Annotated in this window: 16 protein-coding genes; 7 read left to right on the top strand and 9 right to left on the bottom strand. The window is 70.0% G+C overall.

What is annotated here, in order from left to right:
- The first annotated feature begins 99 nt into the window (after positions 1 to 99).
- Positions 100 to 2,259 carry a hypothetical protein gene (locus ABZ815_RS37750; protein WP_357705995.1) on the top strand — a complete coding sequence of 720 codons (2,160 nt, stop codon included), beginning with the start codon at positions 100 to 102 and terminating at the stop codon, positions 2,257 to 2,259.
- A 761-nt stretch (positions 2,260 to 3,020) separates the two neighbouring features.
- Here the strand turns inward: ABZ815_RS37750 and ABZ815_RS37745 are convergent.
- Positions 3,021 to 3,338, bottom strand: a complete 318-nt coding sequence (locus ABZ815_RS37745) for a Tn3 family transposase (RefSeq protein WP_357705994.1) — start codon at positions 3,336 to 3,338, stop codon at positions 3,021 to 3,023.
- Between ABZ815_RS37745 and ABZ815_RS37740 the strand changes: the two genes are divergently transcribed.
- Positions 3,311 to 3,871, top strand: coding sequence for a GNAT family protein (locus tag ABZ815_RS37740; RefSeq protein ID WP_357705993.1), 561 nt, complete (start codon positions 3,311 to 3,313; stop codon positions 3,869 to 3,871). The two genes, ABZ815_RS37745 and ABZ815_RS37740, sit on opposite strands and share 28 nt — an antisense overlap.
- A 226-nt stretch (positions 3,872 to 4,097) precedes the next feature.
- On the opposite strand, the gene ABZ815_RS37735 is transcribed toward ABZ815_RS37740, so the two are convergent.
- A complete protein-coding gene (locus ABZ815_RS37735) occupies positions 4,098 to 5,207 on the bottom strand; it encodes a serine hydrolase domain-containing protein (protein ID WP_357705992.1) in 1,110 nt (369 codons plus the stop codon).
- A gap of 680 nt (positions 5,208 to 5,887) precedes the next feature.
- Positions 5,888 to 6,943 (bottom strand): tyrosine-type recombinase/integrase, encoded by a 1,056-nt coding sequence (locus ABZ815_RS37730; RefSeq protein WP_357705991.1) that lies wholly within the window; start codon positions 6,941 to 6,943, stop codon positions 5,888 to 5,890.
- Between the two features lie 151 nt (positions 6,944 to 7,094).
- Between ABZ815_RS37730 and ABZ815_RS37725 the strand changes: the two genes are divergently transcribed.
- Positions 7,095 to 8,258: a hypothetical protein gene (locus tag ABZ815_RS37725; protein ID WP_357705990.1), complete on the top strand. Its 1,164-nt coding sequence runs from the start codon at positions 7,095 to 7,097 to the stop codon at positions 8,256 to 8,258.
- A gap of 559 nt (positions 8,259 to 8,817) precedes the next feature.
- Here ABZ815_RS37725 and ABZ815_RS37720 read toward each other — a convergent pair.
- Entirely contained in the window at positions 8,818 to 9,345 is a 528-nt protein-coding gene (locus tag ABZ815_RS37720) for a hypothetical protein (RefSeq protein WP_357705989.1), read from the bottom strand.
- 416 nt (positions 9,346 to 9,761) lie between these two features.
- Between ABZ815_RS37720 and ABZ815_RS37715 the strand changes: the two genes are divergently transcribed.
- Both ABZ815_RS37715 and ABZ815_RS37710 read left to right on the top strand, forming a co-directional pair.
- Entirely contained in the window at positions 9,762 to 9,911 is a 150-nt protein-coding gene (locus tag ABZ815_RS37715) for a hypothetical protein (protein WP_357705988.1), read from the top strand.
- Between the two features lie 3 nt (positions 9,912 to 9,914).
- Positions 9,915 to 10,271, top strand: coding sequence for an FAD-dependent oxidoreductase (locus ABZ815_RS37710; RefSeq protein ID WP_357705987.1), 357 nt, complete (start codon positions 9,915 to 9,917; stop codon positions 10,269 to 10,271).
- Positions 10,272 to 10,505: 234 nt separating this feature from the next.
- On the opposite strand, the gene ABZ815_RS37705 is transcribed toward ABZ815_RS37710, so the two are convergent.
- Both ABZ815_RS37705 and ABZ815_RS37700 read right to left on the bottom strand, forming a co-directional pair.
- A complete protein-coding gene (locus tag ABZ815_RS37705; protein ID WP_357705986.1) occupies positions 10,506 to 10,706 on the bottom strand; it encodes a hypothetical protein in 201 nt (66 codons plus the stop codon).
- A 351-nt stretch (positions 10,707 to 11,057) separates the two neighbouring features.
- Positions 11,058 to 11,936 (bottom strand): helix-turn-helix transcriptional regulator, encoded by an 879-nt coding sequence (locus ABZ815_RS37700; RefSeq protein WP_357705985.1) that lies wholly within the window; start codon positions 11,934 to 11,936, stop codon positions 11,058 to 11,060.
- 185 nt (positions 11,937 to 12,121) lie between these two features.
- Between ABZ815_RS37700 and ABZ815_RS37695 the strand changes: the two genes are divergently transcribed.
- Complete coding sequence (locus ABZ815_RS37695; protein WP_357705984.1) at positions 12,122 to 12,898, top strand: SDR family oxidoreductase; 777 nt, start codon at positions 12,122 to 12,124, stop codon at positions 12,896 to 12,898.
- 40 nt (positions 12,899 to 12,938) lie between these two features.
- Here the strand turns inward: ABZ815_RS37695 and ABZ815_RS37690 are convergent, their stop codons facing one another.
- Positions 12,939 to 13,160, bottom strand: coding sequence for a maleylpyruvate isomerase N-terminal domain-containing protein (locus tag ABZ815_RS37690; RefSeq protein WP_357706044.1), 222 nt, complete (start codon positions 13,158 to 13,160; stop codon positions 12,939 to 12,941).
- A gap of 173 nt (positions 13,161 to 13,333) precedes the next feature.
- Positions 13,334 to 13,696 (bottom strand): Tn3 family transposase, encoded by a 363-nt coding sequence (locus ABZ815_RS37685; protein ID WP_357705983.1) that lies wholly within the window; start codon positions 13,694 to 13,696, stop codon positions 13,334 to 13,336.
- A 452-nt stretch (positions 13,697 to 14,148) separates the two neighbouring features.
- On the opposite strand from ABZ815_RS37685, the gene ABZ815_RS37680 reads away from it, so the two are divergent.
- Positions 14,149 to 16,908 carry an AAA family ATPase gene (locus ABZ815_RS37680; protein ID WP_357705982.1) on the top strand — a complete coding sequence of 920 codons (2,760 nt, stop codon included), beginning with the start codon at positions 14,149 to 14,151 and terminating at the stop codon, positions 16,906 to 16,908.
- On the opposite strand, the gene ABZ815_RS37675 is transcribed toward ABZ815_RS37680, so the two are convergent.
- Positions 16,868 to 17,431, bottom strand: a complete 564-nt coding sequence (locus ABZ815_RS37675; RefSeq protein WP_357705981.1) for a ferritin-like domain-containing protein — start codon at positions 17,429 to 17,431, stop codon at positions 16,868 to 16,870. The genes ABZ815_RS37680 and ABZ815_RS37675 overlap by 41 nt on opposite strands.
- Between the last annotated feature and the right edge of the window lie 169 nt (positions 17,432 to 17,600).

The following is a 17,600-nucleotide window of genomic DNA, read 5'->3' as shown; positions in this document are numbered from 1 at the left end:
CCCCGATCCTGCACACGATCCGTATTGACGCGGGCTGGGACGCGATGGATTCTTGCGATGCCTTCCCCTCCTTCTGGCCGCGTTGACAGGAGTGAACCGATGAAGCAGTTCAACCAGCGGCCGAAGCGGAAGTCGACGCGCCGGTGGCCGTCCCCGGAGCGCGGGGCCGGCGATCAGGTCCAGCCCGGCGGCGCCCAGGTCAGGGCGGAGGATCAGGACAGCGACGATGAGGGCACGGTGGCGGTCGTCGAGGAGACCGCGTTCGTCGTCCACCAGGCACAGGTCATCGGCCAGGAGCCGCTCAGCACGATCGAGCCGCTGACCAAGACCAAGCGCACCGAGACCGTCGTCGTCGAGACCGTCGTCGCGAAGGCGGCCGACCTGGTCAAGCTGATCGGCGTCAAAACCCCGGAAGAGCTCCAGAAGATCATCCTACGGCCGCGTCTCGCCCAGGCGGTGGCCGAGGAGGCCGTCCTGTACTTCGCCACGGAGGGGAGACTGGGCGATTGGCCGAAGCTGCTGCGACTGTGGGCCGAGTGCACGGAGGCGGATCGGGAGAAGGTCCTGAACACGCTCCCGGACGTCGTGATCCAGCCGGTGTTCACGCAGATGGTCGACACGTACGTGGAGGCGATGTCGAAGCACGCGGAGCCGGACTATTTCGACATCTCCGCCGCGTTCGAGGTGACCATCGACGAGTTTTCGCTACAGGCGTCGCCCAGCCTGGACAAGGAGGCGGCGCCGGGCGCCGTCGGCAAGGCGATCGTGCTCGGGCCGCCGAACGTCTTCGCGACCAAGGACGGTCGCATGATCGACGTGCCCACGCCCGCGAAGCCTGGCAACCTGTACACCCATCCCTCGGACGAGGTGCTGGAGACCATGAACGACGTCTCCGGCGTGAACCTGCCGACGACGGTCACCTTGACGGCCAAGAACGAGCTCTGGCTCGGGGGCGGCCCGAGCCCCGACGACGTACGCCAGGGCGAGCTCGGCGACTGTTTCCTGCTGTCGCTGCTCGGTGCCATCGCCCAGCATGACCCCGACCACATCCGGCGGATGGTCAAGAAGGACGACGACACGTACGTGGTCACCTTCACCCGCACGATCAAGGACAAGAACCAGGAGTTCCGCGTGCCCCAGCAGGTCAAGCTGGACACCCTGATCTTCCCGCACAGCAACCAGAACGCCCTCCTGGGGGCCCGCGCCCGGGTCCAGATCGGAGGCCCCGTCCACCGGCGGCGCAGGACGCTCGGCGCCGACGACGATCCGGGCAACGAGTACCTGGAAAAGTCCTACAAATTGCGGACCGCCATGTGGGTCCCGATCGTCGAGCGCGCGTACGCCGTCCTGGCCGGCGCCCACGGCCTCTTCGCCGACAAGGAATCCTCCGACGAGGACGTCAACGGCTACGTCGCCATCAGCAACGGCAGCGTCGCCAGTCACGCCATCCTCTCCTGCCTGTACGGCCACCGCTTCCGGCGGAGCGGCTCGGTCCAGGTGACGAATCTGAACAAGTCGATCTCCCGCCCACCCGGCTCCCTCGACCGGCCCAGCTCGGAGCTGTTCAACCTGCTGCTCATGGTCGGTCATCAAGCCGCGAACCCCTCGCCCTGCCTGGCGATCCCCACCGCGGCCATCAGCTGGCGCGACGTCGGCGGGCAACTGGTCGACCTGTTCCGGAAGCAGCTCGGCGATGCCCGGCTCGACGACTTCGAGCGCCTCGACCCGCATCTCGCCGTCATCGTCGAGAAGCTAGAAACCGCCATAAAGGCGGGCGAAGAGGGCCTCACCCCGTTGGAATCCGACGCGAAGTTCCAGGACGCGTGCGCCGCCGTCATCAAGGACCTGCTCCCCCGCCGGTCAGAGGCCCCATGGGCGAGCCGGGTCGTCAAGCTCCTCGCCGCGCTGGCGCCGCCGGTGAGCATGCCCGCGTCGCAGCCGTACCTGTTCGCCCGGCACGCCTACATGATCGGCGCCGTGGATCTCCAGCCTGCCGGGAACTGGCCGGCTCCCGATTACGAGACCAACCCGGCGCGCGGCGGGTCGCTGAACAACCTCGCGGCCATGGCCACCGCCCTGTCCACGCTCGACACCCGGGCGTCGACCATCACCCTGATCAACCCCCACCACAAGAACTCCCCCAACCTGGACAAGAAGCTCGACGCGGCGACGGACACCGGCACGTTCCGCCTGACCCTCGCGGAGTTCCTGGGCTTCTTCACCCAGGTCGACTACGGCATCGTGAGCCGAGACGCCTAACGCCCGCGGCGGGCCGGGCACAGGATCGTCTCGACGTTCAGCTTCGGGCCCCGGAACCCGGCAGAAACGCGCCGCGCGAGAACAGGGCCGCTGCTCAGCGCCGGGCCGGCAGTGGAGCGGCCGAGCTTGAGGGTGCGGGCGGCCTCGGACCGAAACCCCGCCGGACGCCGATGCCCACGAGGGCCGGGCCAGCGAAGAGGGCTGCTCCTGATGGCCCCCCTCGCCCGATGCCGTCGACACCGTGCGGGCCTGGCTGGAGGACCTGCCCAGGATCGAGCCCGAGCCGGACCGTCGGGTTGGTCCACCCTTCCCCGCGATCCGCTGTTGCCGACACGCCATTCCGATTCGGCGGCATGCCAGAGAAGGCGACCGCACAAGCAACGGTCCCCGCACTTGGATGTGTTGTTGTCGATGAAGATCGCGGCTTCCCAGATGGATGGCGAACGCGGGGTGGCGACGGGCACGGTCTTGGCGGCGTTGATGTCCGCGTCGAGCTCGATGCAGTACTCGCCCGTGCTGATCTTGCGGACGTTGGTGACGCCGGTGGAGCGCACGACGGTTCCGTCGGCGTTGACCATGGCGGCGGCGCGTGTCCAGGGGTGTGCGCGCCGCCGATGGCGGCCAAGGCCGGGATGGCGGCCGCGAGCGCGACCCCCGACACGGAGTCCTTCGCTCTGACCGCCCCAAGTAACAGCGCCTCGCAGGGGAAATCTAGGACCCCGCGCTTGAGTTGCGGCAAGAGGGTTCCCGCACGTTGACCATCAGCAGTGCGGTGGGGGCAGGTGCACCTTCATCACGTTGATCTGCTTGAACCGGGTGATGAGGTCGAAGTTCAACAACCGGGTGATGCCGAACCCGATGAGCGAGGCACCGCGGGAATCGACAGAGTTGGTCTCCACGTTCAGGTTCGTCTCGAGCCGTGCTCGCCGGCCGCAGCCCGGTCTTCTCACCGACCGGCGGCCCGGCCCGCACCCCCGCCGGAGCCGATCTTGCCCGGTCACCGTCCGAAATTCGTTGGGCGTCTGTCGGACGTTTGTGCGATCATCCGCACGTGACAGATGAGGCCGATCGGCACACATCGTTCCCCACCAGTTCGAAGCAGGTGCGCTTTGTCGAGCTGTCGAGCGCTGCGATGTCCGCTCTGCTCGATGGGGATCTGCCCGCGGCCAGCGACACGGCTGGGGTCGCGCTGACCGAGTACTTCGTGACAGATAGAGCGCGGTGGCTGTGGCAGGTTCGGATCGACCAGATGGCCGCCGATCCCCGCCACGCGCGGTGGATGGCGCGGCAGGCGGTGACCGGACCTGAAGGTGTCGTCATCGGTCATGCCGGGTTTCACGGACCGCCCGATGAGGCGGGCATGGTGGAGATCGGCTACGCCGTCGCCCCTGACTTCCGCCGCCAGGGCTACGGCCGAGCCATCCTGATCGAGCTGTTGCGTCGGGCGGCGGCCGAACTGGAGGTCAAGACCGTACGGGCGACGATCAGTCCCGACAATGCGGCGTCCCTGGCCACGATCGCCGGCTTCGGCTTCGTCCAGGTTGGCGAAGATTGGGACGAAGAGGAAGGTCTCGGACTCATCTTCGAAGTCCCCGCCAACCGCAGCGGCTAAGGCGCGACCAACCTGGTGAAGGTGGCTCGACGGCGGCCGCGGCGGCGAGGGCACTGGAGAGTTTCAGAGCCCGAGTCATGTGACTGTCCCCGCTCTGGGGGGTGACGGTGGGCGCGCCTGGGGCTGTGCCGCGAGATATCCCGATCACGGCAGTTGGACCGCCAGGAGCGGCAGTGGCGGGAGTAACCCACCACCTTCACCGCCAAGACCTCAGCCTTGATGCTCTCTAAGGGCACAACGCAGAGGTCAGCAGGGTCATGGCCGCCTGGTGAGGGTCGCCGGAGAACGGGGTGATCGACAATGTGACCTGTCGCGAACCGTCGGCCGAGTTGAACGCCACCGTGAGATAGCCCGGGGCGCCGCCGCCGTGGCCGAACGCAGTGCCGCAGGGAAGAGGCGCCAGCTCCAGCCCCAGCCCGTACCCCTCGGTCGTGCCGGGATCCTTCATCTCCTTCAGCAGATCAGGGCGGAGCAGTTTGCCCTGGAACAGGGCGCGGTAGAACCGGTTGATGTCCCCGGTGGTGGAGATGATCTCGCCCGCCGCGCCGGCCATCGTGGGATTGAACCGTGTGACGTCAACGGGGGCGACCTCGCCACCCCTGGTGACCGGCACATAGCCGTGGGCGTGCGGGCCGTACACCTCCGGTGAGGCTCCCGGCAGGCGGGTGTGCCGCAGGCCGAGCGGCCGCAGGATCCGCTCTCTGATCTCTGTCGCGTACGGCCTGCCGGTGACCCTCTCGATCAGCATGCCGAGCACGATGTAGTTGGTGTTGGAGTACCTGTACTCAGACCCGGGCGGGAAGTCGCGCGGGAGCTTCTCCGCTCTTTCCACCAGTTCGCGTGCCGACCAGGTGCGGTAGCGCTCCTTGGGGATGCCTGCCTCGTCCATCAGGCCCGTCGAGTACTCGGGAAGGCCGCTGGTGTTCTGGAGGAGGTGCCTGATCGTGATGTCGGCGCCCTTGTCCACGAGCTCCGGCAGCCACTGCTCCACACTGTCGGACAGGTGCAGCTTTCCCTCTCCCACCAGTTGAAGCACCGCGGTCGCCGTGAACGACTTGGTCACGCTCCCGGCCCGGAAGCGCCCGTCCACCGGGGCCGGCTGAGCATGGTTCATCTTCGCCTTGCCGCCGGCGGCTCGCCAGGTCCTGTCCCCGTCGCGAACCTCGGCGATCGCGGCGACCGCACCGCCTGCGACGACCTTGTCCAGCATCGCCTGCAAACTCGGCCGGCCGCTCGGGCTCGCGTCTGCCGCCGCGGTGGCGGTCACGGCGGGCGTTGCCTGCAACGACACGGTCAAGCAGGCCACGACGGCCGCGCCGGCGCGTCTTCCCTTCACGTTGCTCCTCCGATTCACGGAGTCCGGCTCTCGGCCTCCGCCGTATCAAGATCCGACACGAGAGGGGGGTACGGCGTCGGAGTTGTCCCCTACGGGAACCCTGATTCCCCACCGACGATCTCCGACTTGGGAAGGACGCCTGTGTCGGCCTTCAGGCCAACCTCGGCCTTGCAGCTCTCTGCAGCTCAACGCCGTTCGGGGCTCATGACACGATTCCTACCGGCACCCCGCGGTCGCCACCCGAGTGGGGTTGCTGCCGCCGGAGGGCTCGCGGCCACTGTTGCGGTCTCGGATTCGCCGGCCCTGCGGTGAACAGACCTCATGAACCTGACCGAAGGGCATCAGCGGAGTCTGCAACGGGCGGCCTGACGGGTGACAGCACCGAAGGTGCCACCAGGCAGCCGCACGCCGGGCCATCCCTCGACGTCGGCCGGCGGCGGCACGACCAGCCCGGTGGCCGCCTGAGCGGCGGCGAGCTGGTAACACAGGATCTGCAGTTCGCGCTCGGCCGTCTCCAGGCGGGTTTCGGCCGTGGCCTGGCCCAGGCGGGCCTGGTCGTCCTGCGTTCGTAGCCGGTCGCGTTCGTCCTCGAAGCGGCGGCGGCCGGGGTGTCGCGAGCCGCGCGGGTCTCGGCTCGCGCCTGCTCGGCCGCGGTGCCGGGGCCCCGCAAAGCCGGCTGGTCAGAGGCCCACATTGCGCATGGCGTTGTCCCGCCAGCGGTCCACGGCCCTGATGTACCGCAACACCACCGGTGAGGCGGGCGCCCAGCGGCCATGCTTGGCGATGACCGCGACCGGGACGCCGGCGGCGTAGGCGACGGTGGCGCCGCCGGCGCGCAGGCTGTGCGCGGTGACGGTGTCGGCGTAGGGCACGTTCGCGCGTACGGCCAGGTGGCGGACGATCGTGTTGACCGCGTCGGCGCCGAGCGAGGGGCCGAGGCCACCGTGCCGATTGACCCGGCGCAGCAGCCTTCCGGTGGTTTGTCCGGCCTGGCCCAGATCGTCGAGCCAATCGCGCCAGGCGGCGACCGGGTCGGTGAGCGGGTGCGTGCCGCGCGGGATGGCGATGGTCTCGCCTGTCGAGTCTTTATCGGTCTTGGAGGTGCGGATGGTCACCTCGAGGCCGTCGGCGACCTCGCGCACGTCCTCCCGCGTGAGGGCGACGAGCTCGCTGCGGCGGCCCATCAGGGCCAGGCCGAGCACGAGCAGCAGCCGGTCGCGTCGCCCGATCGCGGTGGTCAGGTCGCAGGCGGAGACCATGGCGCGCAGCGCGTCGATGGTGATGGGCGGGGCCTCGCGCTGGCCGCGGCCGCCGGATTCGGCGCGCTGGCGTTTGTAGGCGCGCAGGGCGAGGCGGGCGGATTCGGTGGCGGGCCGTCCGGTGTGTCCGGCCAGGCGGTGCATGGTGCGCACGGCGGCGATGGCTTGCTCGATGCTGGCCGGCGCCTGGCCGGCCTCGCACAGCTGGGAGGTGTATTCGGCCAGGGTGTGTGCGGTGGCGGGCAGCGCGGTGCGGCCGTGCTCGGCGCACCAGGCGGTGAAGAGGGTCCACTGGCGGGCGTAGGCGCGGCGGGTGTTGGCTGGGACGCCGTCGGCGATTCGGGCTTGGGTGGCCGCGCTGAGGGTGTAGTCGGCTGCGGTGTGCCCGCCGGTTTCCGCCGCATTCTCTGGAGGCGCGAAGATCGGCGGCCGCTCCTGCGCGGCCGGTGTCGGCAAAGTCTCCCGCTCGTCGTGCACGCCTGTCCCCCGCCCACTCCGGCACCGATCCGGGCGCCACATTCTGACCCGCGATAAGGAAGGTTATCACGAGCTAGGCTTGAAGACATTTGCGTTTGCGTTCGCACGTAACACGTGCGTTCGTTCGCAACGAACGCTAGTCTGGCTGACTGTGGCAGACGACCAGGAACTTGCGGCAGCCGACTCATCAGCCGAGGGCGACGAGCTGCCCCTCCACGACGAGACGATGGAGACGGCCGAGGAACTGCGATGCGCCGGGCCCGGTTGTGCCAACGCCCTCCCCGGACGTAGCAGCCGCGCCAAGTACTGCAGCGACGCCTGCCGGGCCGCCGCCTACCGGGCACGTACCGCCTCCCATGCCGCACCAGTGGCGAACGCGCTGCTGCGCGCCCAAGGTCTCCTCGGCCCGCTGCTGGCCGCCGGCGAGCAGTGGCAGGCTGCCCAGGCTGCGTTGAGCGCCCAGTTGACCGAGCTGAGCAGTGGCGCTCTGGCACAGGTCCAGGCCGCGGAGCAGGCAGCCGAGGAGGCCCGCGCCGCCGCAGCAGCGGCCGACCAGCGAGCCGCGGCGGCAGATCAGCGCGCCACGACGATCGCCAACACCGCCGCCGCCCATGTCGCCGCCGCCGAACAGGCGCAGAAACAGGCGGAGACCGCCCGCGACCGCGCCGAGGAACGCGAGCAGGACGCCTGGCGCCAGGTGGGCGAACACCGGAACGCACGTTCTCAGGCCGAGCAACGCGCCACCGAAGCAATTGGCCGGCAACGCCAGGCCGAGCAGCACCGTGACACCGCCCGCCACCGAACCGCCGAACTGACCGAGCTGCACACCGCGGCGACCGCCCGTATCGCAGACCTGGAACGCCAGGCCACTGTCCAGCAGCACGACCTCACCGACCTTCGCCGCCACCTCCAGGAGCAGGAAGTCCAGACCCGCAGGGCCGAGCAGGAACGCGACCAAGCCCGCGGCACCGCCGCAGCGCACGCGGCGGAAGCCGACCGGCTACGAGAGGCGCTGATCGTCGAACGTCAGCAGCGCGAACAAGCGGTCACCGCGGCCGCCGTGGCCGAACAAGCCCGCACCCTCGCCGACCAATCCAGAACCGCGTCCCTGAGCGAGACCGAACGACTGCGCACCGAACTCAACGACCTCGCCAACGCCCTGAAAACCGCCCAGCAGCAACGCGAAGAGGCCGTCACAGCCGCCGCCGTCGCCCACGCCCTCCTACGCCAGCAACAATCCCCGCGCGTATCCGATCAGCCAGAAGCCCCGGATGCCGGCGACTCGGCGGAGGAGTCAAGAGCATCGGACTTCTAATCCGTAGGTTCCGGGTTCGAGCCCCGGGCACCCTAGCCACTTCACACCCCATCTGACCTGTGGCTTCTCGGTTCTTGCCCCCTCTCTTGAGACGCGAGAATGGCCGAGTTGGTGGTCGTCCCGTGCTCTTCGGCACGCATCCGGTACATCCACGACCGGACAGCGGGGGCGGTTTGGCGCGCTGCTTGCCTCGCCAGTCAAGTCAGACTCTCGAGAGTTCAAGTGCATACCGAACCGGAAGCCCGGCCACGCACTTCGGCATAGACACCGCTCGCCAATCAACGCGACGATCACAATGCAGAAGCGTCGCGGCTGCGTGGACCGGCCGTCCAGACCCAGCCCGCTTCGCCCGCTGAGCGGTAGCCGTCGCCATTGTACGGGCAGGCCACAGCCGGGCCCAGGCCGTCTGGATCAGGTGAATCCCACGCTCCGGACGCCCTGGGCACCGTGCTTCGGGGCACGACGAGCATCCGAACGAAAAGTCCCGTTAGCAGAGCAGCGTTGAGCGGCCTGCCGTGACTTTCCGTTCAAACGCGTCTCGCCGAAGGGTTTTCGCAGGTCATGATGGATGCAGTCGGATGACCAGAACGGCTGTGACACGGGCGGCGTACACGCGATACGCCTTGCGCTCGGTCGGGCTGGCCTCAGCAAGGGCGGCGCTCTGCTCCAGCGCGGCGCGATGGCGTGTGAGCGGGGCCGTGATGCGGACCGAGTAGCCGCGGCCGCGGCGGATGGTCCGCCCGGAAGCGAGAGCCTGGCGGACGGTTTCATCACCAGTGGTACGCAGGTGATCGGCGGGCAGTCCCGGCAGATCGAGGGTCGCGTCTGGGTCCGATGCGGGCACGCGATACTGCTCACCGGTGTTGGTCGGCGGCGCGTCGAGCTGGTCGGGCATGTTGCGGGCGCCGGCGGCGTCCAGGACGCGGCGGATGGTCTTGTGGGCGACTTGGTGCTTGCGGGCCAGGGCCTTGATGGCGGCGCCCTGCCGGTACTCCTCGACGATGGTGGTGGCCTTGTCGTGGTCGATGGCGGCGGGGCGGCCGAGGGTCTTGGCGGCGACGCCTTCGCGGGTGTTCTCGCTGATCATGTCGCGCTGGAACTCCAGGACGGCGGCCAGGACAACACTGACGACGTCGTCGTCATCGGGGCCGGCCCGGTCGGGGAGAACGTCGCCGACCAGGTGGTGCGGGGGGCTGAGCGCCGCTGTCGTCGAGCGCGAGCTCGTCGGTGGGGAATGCTCCTACTGGGCCTGTACGCCGACCAAGGCATTGCTGCGCAGCGCGGCGGCGTTGCGGGCGGCGCGTCAGATGCCGGGAGCGCGCGGGGCGGTGACCGGCGGTCTCGACGCGGCCGCGGTGCTGCACCGGCGGGATTCCTTCGCATCGCATCGGAAGGATGACGGTCAGGTCGGCTGGCTCGATTCGGCCGGGATCTCTCTGCACCGTGGCCAGGGCCGGATCGTGTCCGCCAACGTTGGCGTCCCGATCACCTTGACGGCCCGGCATGCGGTGGTCATCGCCGACCGGAAGCGGCGCGCTGCTGCCGGACGTTCCCGGTTTGCGCGACGCCGCGCCGTGGACCAGCCGGGAGGCGGCCGCCGCAAGCACGGTCCCCCGCCGGCTCGCGATCATCGGTGGTGGCGTGGTGGCGTAGGAGATGGCCACCGCCTTCGCCGCCCTGGGCTCCTCGGTGACGATGCTGGCCCGTGACGGTGTGCTGCCGCAGGCCGAGCCGTTCGCCGGCGAGCGGGTCACCGAGTCGTTGCGGGAGACTGGCGTGTCGGTACGCCCCGGCGCGGAAGCCGCATCGGGGCACCGCGACCAGGCCGGAACAGCGCACATCACGATGACCAACGACGAGCAGGTCGAGGCCGACGAGGTTCTGGTGGCCGATCGGCCGGACACCGAACACCCAGGACATCGGTCTCGGCGCAGTCGGCCTGACGCCGGGCGCCTGGCTCATGGTGGACGACACGCTGCGCGTGGTCGGGGAGGACGGAACGCCGATCGGTGACGGATGGCTGTACGCCGCCGGTGACGTCAACCGGCGAGTGCTGCTGACCCACCAGGGCAAATACCAGGCCCGCGCGCGGCCGAGGCTGGCCAGGTGCTGGTGGCGAGACTTGGCCTGCAGTTCGGCGCGGTGCGTCCGGCTTGGGCCAGATGCTGGAGCGCGCGTGGCCGCGTGCAGGCCCCAGCGGCCGTCCTCGACCTCTTCGCCCTTCGCCCGGCCCAAGGGCCACCGCGCTCATGCAGGAAACCACACCCGCAGCGTCTGATCATCATCGGCGTCGGGCTCAACCCGCAGCCCCGCCCCAGTCAGGGCTCGGCTGTAGGTGGCCACTTCCATGGCCGCATCTCGGCCCGGACCGGCGTAGGCCACCAGGAAGGGCGTACTCGCCCGGCCACCCTCGACCAGGAACCCGGGGCTGGTGTCGCCGAACTCCACCAGCCCGGCACCACGCAGGATGTCACGGACCCGCTCGGCGTCGCGATCCCGCTCGCTTCACAGCGGCCGCCGGCCCTGGCCGTACCCGAACTCCGGCCTCTCATCGCTCATGGCCCACACCGCAAGCGAACAGACATCAGTGCAGGTCAGCGAAATCCGACCAAAATTTCCCCGGGACTACAGGGATGCCTTCCGGGACAGCGGTAGGACTTCACCTCGCCGTACGAAGCCGTCACCAGGTCACCGCCACGGCGACCAACCCCCACGCCAGACCCGCCCGACCAGCGGCGGCATGGCGATCCCCATGTAGCCCATCATCGTGAACCGTGCTCGGGCTTTGGGCGCGAGTGGTTACAAGGCTCCTGTGGGCGGGGTGTGGGGCTCGTGGGTCTGCTGGGGCGCCGTCCAACTGGTGAGGAGCCGGAGCGCTTGCTCGGTTTCGGAGCCCGGCTCGACGTTGTAGACGCACAGGGTCTGGTCGTCGTCGCCGGGCGCCTGGAAGGACTCGTAGGCGAAGTGGAGGTCGCCGACGAGGGGATGGTGGTAGGACTTGGCGCCGTGGGTGCGGCGCAGCACGCGATGGTCGTTCCACCAGGTGGAGAACTCGGGTGACTTCAGGGTGAGCTCGCCCACGAGGTCGGCGAGCCGGCGGTCGTTGGGGTGACGGCCGGCCTCCAGGCGGAGCACGGCGACGGTCTCGGCCGCGATCCGCTCCCAGTCCCCGACCTTCTCGCGGGCCTGGGGGTCCAGCAGGTAGAACAGGGCCAGGTTCCGCCGGGGCGCGGGCAGGGCGTCGAAGTCGGTCAGCACCTCGCGGGCCAGGCGGTTGGCGGCCAAGACGTCGGTGCGACGGCCCAGGATGAAGGCGGGCACGTGGTCGAGCGTGTGCAGCATCAGATGCAGGCCGGGCCTGACCCGCTGCGGTCCGGCCGGGGCTCGGCGGGCGGTGGCGGGGCTGGCCAGCAGGTTGGTGAGATACTCGCGTTCGGACGGGTTGAGCTGCAGGGCCCGGGCGAGCGCCTCGATCACCTCGGGTGACGGGGAGCCGCCGCGGCCCTGCTCAAGGCGGGTGTAGTACTCGGTGCTGACCCCGGCCAGGCGGGCCACCTCGTCGCGGCGCAGCCCGGACACCCGGCGGATGCGCCCGTCGGCGGGCAGCCCGGCCCCCTCCGGGGTGATCCCGCCACGCCGTGAGCGCAGGAAGTCGGCGATCTCGCTGCTTCGGTCCATGTCTCCAGTCTGGCCGAGCCGGGCATGCCCTGCCGTCGCCCGGGTAGCCCTGTCAGTACCAGCCTCGCCAAGACCTGCCTGGTCAGGGCGAATTTCGGGGCCCGTGAGGGGCCGGGCGAGTGGTGTCCTGGTTCAGGAGCCGGCGGCGATCGGCCGCACTCCTCCCGTCTCGAAAGGTGCGCACCATGACCACGCAGACCTCTCCTCGTCCCCTCACCGGCCGCGTCGCGGTCATCACCGGCGCCTCCAGCGGCATCGGTGAGGCCTCCGCCGAGCACCTGGCCGAGCTGGGCGCCCGCGTGGCCGTCCTGGCCCGGCGCGCTGACCGGCTGGACGACCTGGTCGCCCGGATCGACAAGGCCGGGGGCCAGGCGCTGGCCCTGGCCGTCGACGTCACCGACGCCGCAGCGGTACGGACGGCCGCCGACCGCGTGGCGGCCGAGCTGGGCGACGCTGACCTGCTCTTCAACAACGCGGGCGTCATGCTTCCCGCCCCGATCGAGGAGCTGGCCACCGACCAGTGGCAGCGCCAGATCGACCTCAACATCACCGGGCTCATGAACGCCATCGCCGCCTTCACCTCTCAGCTGGTGAGGGCCGCCGCCGAGCGCGGGGTGGCCGACCTGATCAACACCTCGTCGATCGCGGCCCAGAACATCTTCCCGAACTTCGCCGTCTACTCCGCCACCAAGGCGTACGTCACCCATCTCTCCCGCCACCTGCGGGTCGAACTGGGTCCGAAGAAGGTGCGCGTCTCGGCGATCGAGCCGGGCATCGTCGGAACCGAGCTGCAGAACCACGTCACCGACCAGGGGGCGCTGGAGTGGCTGGAGGGCTCCAAGCAGACGCTGGAGTGGCTGACGCCGCAGGACATCGCCCAGACGATCGGGTTCCTGGCGAGCCTTCCGCCGCGGGCGAACCTTCAGCAGGTCACCATCATGCCGACCGGTCAGCCCAGCTGACCTGCCCCGATCCAGGACCCTTTGTTGCTCAGGCGGCGGCCTACCGGTCGCTCGCCTGGCCGCGGAGACGTCCGGGCGGCAATCCCATCGACATGTGCACCGCGACCTCGCGCACCCGCCATCCGGCGCACAACGTCGGCGCGTCCCATGTCGCTGGATGCCGGTCAAGGGATCGGCCTACTACACCGCCCGCAGTGAGGCCGAGCGCGAGGCCATCAACGCCTGGATCCGCGCCTCCGCCCCGTTCGACGCGGTGGTGGATCTCGACCGCGTCACCGCCTCACCCGCCGACCGCGACCGGCTCGACCCCGCCTACGACTCAGACGATCACCTCCACCTCAACGACGCCGGCTGCCGCGCCCCTGGCACCGCACGTGTGGAGGCGATCGTGGAGGCCGTGGGCCCAGGGCTGTCTGCGGTCTGGCGCCGGACGGGTCAGGCCGCGTCACGCAGCCTGGCGAAGTCGATGTCCAGGCGGGGCTCGTACGCCTCGGGCGTGATGGCGAGCTCGTGGGTGGAGTACCCGCCGAACCTCATGATGTGCTCGGTCAGGTAGGGGGAGACCTCGGCCAGGTCCTCGGGGTCAATCTTCCATCCCTCGGCCTGCAACTGCCGGACCACGTCGGCGAGGTCGAGCGTGTTGTGGAAGATTACGCAGTTGGTGAGCAGGGAGTTGAACTTCATCGCCTTCTCCCGCTCGATGGGGTCGTTGTCGGCGATCACCCGGCGCTGGCCGAAGTGCAGCCACTCGGCGAAGCCGTTGTAGGCCCGGCGGCCACGGTGGTGCCGTTGTCCCACGCCTGCGACATGTCCGGCCGGGCGTGCGCGTCGACCACGGAGTGGCGCGTTCCAGGCCGCCTCGCGTTGCAGGGGCAGGCCGTTGCCGACGATTACGGTGGAGCCCTCATGCCCGGTGACGCCGAGAGCAGCGGCGATTCGCCGACCAGGCCGGCCCTCGAAGAGGCTGAGCGCAGAGGCGCGCCACCCGTCTCGGGTTCGCGGTGACGCGTTCCCCATATGGTGATCTCGATTACGGTCACAGATACGGTCAACTCACAGCCCAGTAGGGGCGCGTCTGCCCATAGGGGTGAGGCGCGGCGGACTTGCTCGATAGTGGCGATCTCTTGCTCAATCCCGCTCTCCTCAGCGGAGAGGCGGAAGCAGCGCCTGCGGGTGATCACGTGACGGCTATGCTCGCAGCAGCCTGTATCCGGAAGTGGTGAGGCACTGACCGACGCAGTGAGGTATCCGTGGCCAGTAATGCACTATTCGGCCGCCGTGCCGAGCTCGAACAGCTGTCTAGCTTTCTCGACGCGGCTCGGCGGCATGGCGACGCGCGGCTGATGTGGGGTGACCCCGGCATCGGCAAGTCCGCTCTCATGGCCGCTGCGGCCGAGCTGGCAGTCACGGCGGGAATGCGCGTGCTGCGAGCGTCGGGGTCAGAGTTCGAAGCCAACGTCAGTTACTCCTGCCTCAATCAGCTGCTCCTGCCGGTCGAAGCCGACATCCAGCACCTGCCGCCGCAGCTTCGAGAGGCATTGTCGGTGGCGTTGGGGTTCGGCATCGGCGCGCCCACAGACGCGCTCCTGGTCTGCAACGCCGCACTCCTGCTCGCCAAGAGGGTCGCCGCTGAGACACCGCTCGCCCTTCTGGTGGACGACGTTCAATGGATCGACCGGGCCAGCGCCGTCGTGCTGGGATTCGTCGCCCGCCGGCTGCAGGGGGTCGGGGCCGCCCTGCTGTTCTCCGCCAGGACGGGCGCAGTGAGTTCCGCGGCGCCTCGCGGGTTGACCGAGATGGCCGTCCAGCCCTTGGATCGAGCGGCGGCAGGGCAACTGGTCGACGTCCACTTCCCGGACATGCCGGTACGGATCAGGAATCGGCTGCTCGATCTGGCACAGGGCAATCCGCTGGCCTTGACGGAACTGCCTTCGACGTTGCTGGGCGCGCCGCATCCCGCGGTGGCGCACTCGGAGGTGGTCCCGCTCAGCGACCGGCTCCAGGCGATGTTCGCCGCGCGGATCGCCGATCTGCCGGCATCGACCCGGAGAATGCTGTTGCTGGCCGCGTTCGAGGGCACCGGCGACGTCCGGGTGCTCAGGGTTGCCTCGGCGAATGAGGCCGGGCTGTCCGACCTCGCCCCCGCCGAGCGAGCGCAGTTGGTACGCGTGGACGACGCCACGGCGCGGATCGCGTTCCGGCACCCGCTGATCAGGTCGGCGATCGTGGCGGGGTCCACGCACGAAGAGCGCCGGACCGCGCATGTCGCCCTCGCCGGCGCCCTGCCGGGTGACCAGGAACGTCGTGCGTGGCATCTGGCCGCGGCCGCCGTCGGCCCGGACGAGACGGTGGCGGCGCTGCTGGAGGGCTCGGCGCATCGCATCATGCTGCGCGGTGACGCGTTAGCCGCGGTCGCCGCGCTGATCCGGGCGGCCGAGTTGAGCGTGACGAGCGCCGATCGAGGGCGTCGGCTGTCCGAGGCCGCGTACATCGGCGCGGAGGCGAGCGGGGCCATCGACGACGCGAAGACGCTCCTGACCGACGCGCGGCGGGCGGCTCCGGATTCCACTGGCTCGCTTCACGCGGCCAACGCGGCCGCGTTCCTGATGCTCAACGGGGACGGCGACGTCGCCACCGCCCACCGACTCCTGCTCGGCGCCATCGAGACCGCCGAGCACGGCTACCGGGCGGAGGATCCCGCGCTCGTCGAGGCCATGCACACGTTGATGCTGTTGTCCTGGTACGGCAGCGCTCCGGAATACTGGGAGCCGTTCTACCGGGTGTTGGAGCGGCTGGAGCCGCGACCGCCCGACGTGTTGTCGCTGGCGAGCAGGACCTTCCCGGACCCGGTCCGCACGGGGGCGTCGGCGCTGGCGAGCAGCCGGCGCATCCTCGACACCATGGCGGACGAGACCGACCCCACGCGGATCGTGCGGGTCGGCACGGCCTCGGTCTATCTGGATCGGCTGGGTGACTGCCGCGAGTCCTCGTGGCGGCTGGTCCAGCAGGGACGGGACGGAGGCGCGCCCCGGCGGCACCTCGGCGCCCTCATGCACCTGTGCCTGGACGACTTTCTCGTCGGCCGATGGGACGAGGCCGAGGAGCTGGCCGGCGAGGGCCAGCAGGTCTGCGAGACCAGCGGTTTCTCCTTCTTCGCGTGGTACTTCCTGTACAACAGGGCGATCCTCGCCGCCGGACGGGGACGCGTCGAGGAGGCGTACGCGCTCGCCGACGAGATCACCCACTGGGCGCTCCCCCGCGGTGTGACGGCCGCGGCGCTGTTCGCCCAGCACCCGCGTGCCCTGGCTGCGCTGGGACAGGGGGACTTCGGCGCGGCCTTCCACCACGCGGCCGCGATGAGCCCGCCCGGCGCCCTCGCCGCGTACGTGCCTCACTGCACGTGGGTCATGCTCGACCTCGTCGAGGCGGCGGTGCGGACAGGGCGGATGGTCGAGGCCAGGGCGCACGTCGAGGCGATGCGGGCCGCCGACGTGGCCGCGTTGTCGACCCGGATGACGCTGGTCCAGGCAGCGGCGGAGTTCCTCGTGTCCGACGACGACGGGACGAGGGAGCGGCTGGAGTCGCTGTTGTCGGGCCACGTGGCGGAACGGTGGCTGTGGGACGCCTCCCGCGTCCGGCTCGTCCTCGGCGAGAGGCTGCGTCGTGACAGGTCGGCGTCGCAGGCGCGCCGGCACTTGCTCATCGCCCGCGACGGCTTCGCCGCGATGGCCGCCGGGCCCTGGGTCGAGCGTGCGCAGAACGAGCTGCGCGCCGCCGGACACCGGACGGCCGAGGCCTCGGCAGGCGGCCCGGCCGCCCTGACCGCGCAGGAGTTGCAGATCGCCGAGCTGGCGGCGAGCGGCCTGACCAACAAACAGATCGCCGAGCGGCTGTACCTCTCGCACCGGACGGTGGGCGCGCACCTGTACCGCATCTTCCCCAAGCTCGGCGTCGCCTCCCGCGCCGGGCTCAGGGATGCTCTCTCCCCGGATTCCGAAGCCCCGCGCTGAGCTCGTCGGCCTGTGCCTCCTTCTGCTCCAGCAGCCGCTCCAGCAGGCGCCGGGTGGTGGGGTCGTCGGCCCCGACCCAGCGCACCGCCTCCTGCAACGACTGGACGAGGATCCGCGCCCCCACGAGGTCCTGCGTCACGATGCCGGTGAGATCGCCGTCCTGGAACGCCTGGAAGGTGATGCGCGACCGCGCCGGCAGGTGCCGTGGGTCGTGGTCGGCGGCGAACCCGAGCTGAGCGATGCGGGTCGCGAGCAGCCGCGCGCCGGCGCGGTCACGGTCGGCGCAGCCGTGGAGGAACTCCGCGACCGCTCGATGCGACGGCCCGCGGACGAGCAGGGCGTGCTGCTCGTACTGCAACGAGGACACGACCAGGCTGGCCAGCAGCACGTTCAGCAGGTGTGCGACCGCTTTGAGCTCGGCCCGGTTCGAGGGCGTGACCGCACCGTCGTCCGGGTCGAACAGCGCCCGGTCCCGGACCTCCCGCATGCGCAGGACGGCCGGCGGCTCTGAAGGACTCGTCACGTGTCGATTGTCGGGCACACGCCCGAGCCGCGCATCTGTCAAATGACCTAACCGCATCAGCAGTTAGGTCATCGGCCGCCATGGGCGCTCAAGGCGGGAGTCGGATGACTGATGTGGCGCCGGCCGGGCGGCGCCGACAGTGGGCTGCGACAGATCCACCCGTGAGGAG

Origin of the sequence: Nonomuraea sp. NPDC047529 (assembly GCF_040642995.1) — a bacterium.
Classification (GTDB): domain Bacteria; phylum Actinomycetota; class Actinomycetes; order Streptosporangiales; family Streptosporangiaceae; genus Nonomuraea.
This window is presented reverse-complemented; position numbering and strand designations above follow the sequence as displayed.

Excerpts from the sequence above, each read along its gene's own strand:
- ABZ815_RS37750 (WP_357705995.1), top strand. The coding sequence starts at position 100 with ATGAAGCAGTTCAACCAGCGGCCGAAGCGGAAGTCGACGCGCCGGTGG.
- ABZ815_RS37720 (WP_357705989.1), bottom strand. The coding sequence starts at position 9,345 with ATGATCAGCGAGAACACCCGCGAAGGCGTCGCCGCCAAGACCCTCGGC.
- ABZ815_RS37710 (WP_357705987.1), top strand. The coding sequence starts at position 9,915 with ATGGCCACCGCCTTCGCCGCCCTGGGCTCCTCGGTGACGATGCTGGCC.
- ABZ815_RS37715 (WP_357705988.1), top strand. The coding sequence starts at position 9,762 with ATGCGGTGGTCATCGCCGACCGGAAGCGGCGCGCTGCTGCCGGACGTT.
- ABZ815_RS37700 (WP_357705985.1), bottom strand. The coding sequence starts at position 11,936 with ATGGACCGAAGCAGCGAGATCGCCGACTTCCTGCGCTCACGGCGTGGC.
- ABZ815_RS37695 (WP_357705984.1), top strand. The coding sequence starts at position 12,122 with ATGACCACGCAGACCTCTCCTCGTCCCCTCACCGGCCGCGTCGCGGTC.
- ABZ815_RS37745 (WP_357705994.1), bottom strand. The coding sequence starts at position 3,338 with ATGTGTGCCGATCGGCCTCATCTGTCACGTGCGGATGATCGCACAAAC.